Below are 2,595 nucleotides of genomic sequence, written 5' to 3' on the forward strand. Positions count from 1 at the left end.
AAGATGGGTGAACGCATCCGAAAATCCCGTTCGGGCGTCCACCTCAAGCAGCAAGTCGGTGATCCGGATCGCCGGCAGGCGGTTTTCCACCTTCGGTTTCAGCGTCTTCGCGATGTCCGGGAACATGGCCTTGTGCGGCGTGACGCTGAAACCCGCGCCGGCCAATTCGACATCGTCGAGCTCACCGGCTTCCGCCAGACGGGAAAGCTCGCTCAACCCGTCGTTCAAAGTCTGACGCTGCTGCTTCAGATAAGTTTCTACATCGGTATCGACGGCGACCGGAAGCGGACCTTCCTCGCGCATCAACTCGAATGTCGGCGCCGGAATGAGGAAGCTCTCGAAGGACTGGAAGCGCTTGGCTCCCTCCACCCAGACATCGCCGGCATCGAGGCGGCGTTTCAATTCGCTGAACAGGCAGAGTTCATAGGCCCTGCGATCGATCTTGCCATCCTGGAGGATGAGCGGCATCCAGCCTTTCGGCGCAAAGGAGATTGGAGCCTTGTCCGGGATCGTGCGTTTGCCCGTGCGGTACAGATCGGCGACCACGGAGAGCGCCCGCAGGAGATTCGCCGCCACGGCGTGGCCACGAAACACAAACGTCGACAGGAATTCCGGCGCCATCTTCCGGATCGTTGGATAGCGCTGAAGCATTTCGATTTTCCCATCGATGCTGTCGGGGGCGATCAGCGTGTCGACCGCCTGGACACTGGTCGTGAAGACCGGCCATTGAATGACCGCTTCGAGCGACCTGCCGATATCCTCGCCCTTCTGCCTGGCCTCGATGATCGCGTGGCAAACTTTCGAAACGTCCTTCAGCGGCTTCTGAACCTCCCGGACGGAACGGGTGATGCGGGCGGTCGCCTGATTGTCGGCTCGCCGCGTCATGGCGCCGATCAGCTTCTTGAACACGTCGATTGCGCAATCGGTTAGATGGCGGGAAAGATGCAGGACCGTTGCTGCCAGCACGGCGTGCCGGCGCTCGGGATTAAGGTCCCGCAAATGCTGCGCGCTCATCCGTGTCCCTTCCGCGGCGAGTTCGTCAAAAACCTTGGCCGGAATGCGCTCCATCAATTCCGTTGGCAGGTTCAGTGACCGAAGAAGCTGAACGCGTTCGGCTATCCTGTCGAGATTGATGGCGGTAGGCGACAATGCCGGTGTTCTCGCCCACGCGAGGATGGTCACGTTCGTCCCCGCACGCGGGTCGAGAAGTTTGTCGAGGCCATGCTTCTGGCCTTCCGAAAGCCCGCCAGCCAGGGCCCGGTGAGCGATGCGGATGCCACGCCGGATCGCAACATGGATGATGGCTTCGAGTGCTCCGCGCGCCGGCAGGAGAATGCGCCGACGTCGCAATTCCTCCACAACCATATCCGCCAAAACATCGGCCCGGCGCAGGGTTTGCGCCGCGGGCGTCAGCCAGCCGGTCAGTGCCCGCACGTCCGAGGGCGCAAACGGGCGCATCTTCATTTTCTCGAACAACAGGGCGAGGTGCTCGCGGCGTGTCTGCGGGCGCTCGAAATATCGATCGATCTCGCGATGATCGGCACCAATCTGCCGCGCCAGGAACCGCAAGGCGCCGGAAGGCAGGATCTCACCATCCGCGAGCGGTCGGCCCGGAAATCGCAACATCGCCAGAACGCAGGCCAAGCCCAGCCGGTTCGACGCCTTGTTCTGTCGCATGACCAGATCCAGATCTGACTGGTCCAGCGTGTAGTGCTTGGCGATCTCCCTATCCTCATTCGGGATCGTGGTTACCTGGCTCCACCATGTTTCGCTCAGCAATGCTCTTCGAGCCATTCATCACCCTCCCTCTCGTTGCGGACGATGCACCGAAAGGGAAAATGCGTGTCCGGCAAACGGTCGTTTCGCGGCGTCCACAGATTTCGTCCGTAAACCTTGCCATTCGACGGCAAACCGGACATTGTCCGACTTCAATGGGAAAGCGGACAAATCACGCCTCATGACCTCGATCGGCTACGCAAGGGTATCCACCGGCGACCAGGATACGGCGCTGCAACTCGATGCCCTGCGCAAGGCGGGCTGCGAGAAAGTGTTCGAAGACAAGGCATCGGGTGTGAAAACCGATCGGCCGGGGCTGACTGAGGCCGTGCGCTATGCTCGAGACGGCGACACGCTTACGGTCTGGAGGCTCGATCGCCTGGGCCGATCGATGAAGCACCTCATCGAGATCGTCACCGAATTGGAGGCCAAAGGCGTCGGCTTCCGGTCCATCACCGAAAGCATCGACACCACGACATCTGGCGGTCGCCTGGTCTTCCATCTGTTCGGGGCGCTGGCCCAGTTCGAACGCGATCTCATTCGGGAAAGAACCCGCGCCGGACTCCAGGCAGCAGAGGAACGGGGCCGCCGCGGAGGCCGCCAAGCGGTTGTAACCCCGGAGAAGCTCGCAAAGGCCCGGCAACATCTAGCATCCGGGCTGAATGTCCGCGAAGCTGCCGCCCGCGTAAAGATCGGAAAGACCGCGCTCTACGAGGCCCTCAAAGCCGAAAAATCCCCCGCATCTACCGTCAAGCCGGCGTGAGTTCTTCATACGTTCTCAAAAGTCGGACAGATTCACCACTTTCGTGTCGTGACGCC

Annotated in this window: 2 protein-coding genes; one reads left to right on the forward strand and one right to left on the reverse strand. The window is 61.2% G+C overall.

Annotated features, from left to right (window positions below):
- A partial coding sequence (locus ABWW28_RS27420) for a DUF4158 domain-containing protein (protein ID WP_353392980.1) occupies window positions 1–1,794 on the reverse strand: 1,794 nt, incomplete at its 3' end.
- Between the two features lie 163 nt (window positions 1,795–1,957).
- Here ABWW28_RS27420 and ABWW28_RS27425 point away from each other — a divergent pair.
- Window positions 1,958–2,539, forward strand: coding sequence for a recombinase family protein (locus tag ABWW28_RS27425; protein WP_176588531.1), 582 nt, complete (start codon window positions 1,958–1,960; stop codon window positions 2,537–2,539).
- Window positions 2,540–2,595 lie beyond the last annotated feature (56 nt).

Origin of the sequence: Brucella sp. NBRC 14130 (genome assembly GCF_040371715.1) — a bacterium.
GTDB lineage: Bacteria > Pseudomonadota > Alphaproteobacteria > Rhizobiales > Rhizobiaceae > Brucella > Brucella intermedia.

Excerpts from the sequence above, each read along its gene's own strand:
- ABWW28_RS27425 (WP_176588531.1), top strand. The coding sequence starts at position 1,958 with ATGACCTCGATCGGCTACGCAAGGGTATCCACCGGCGACCAGGATACG.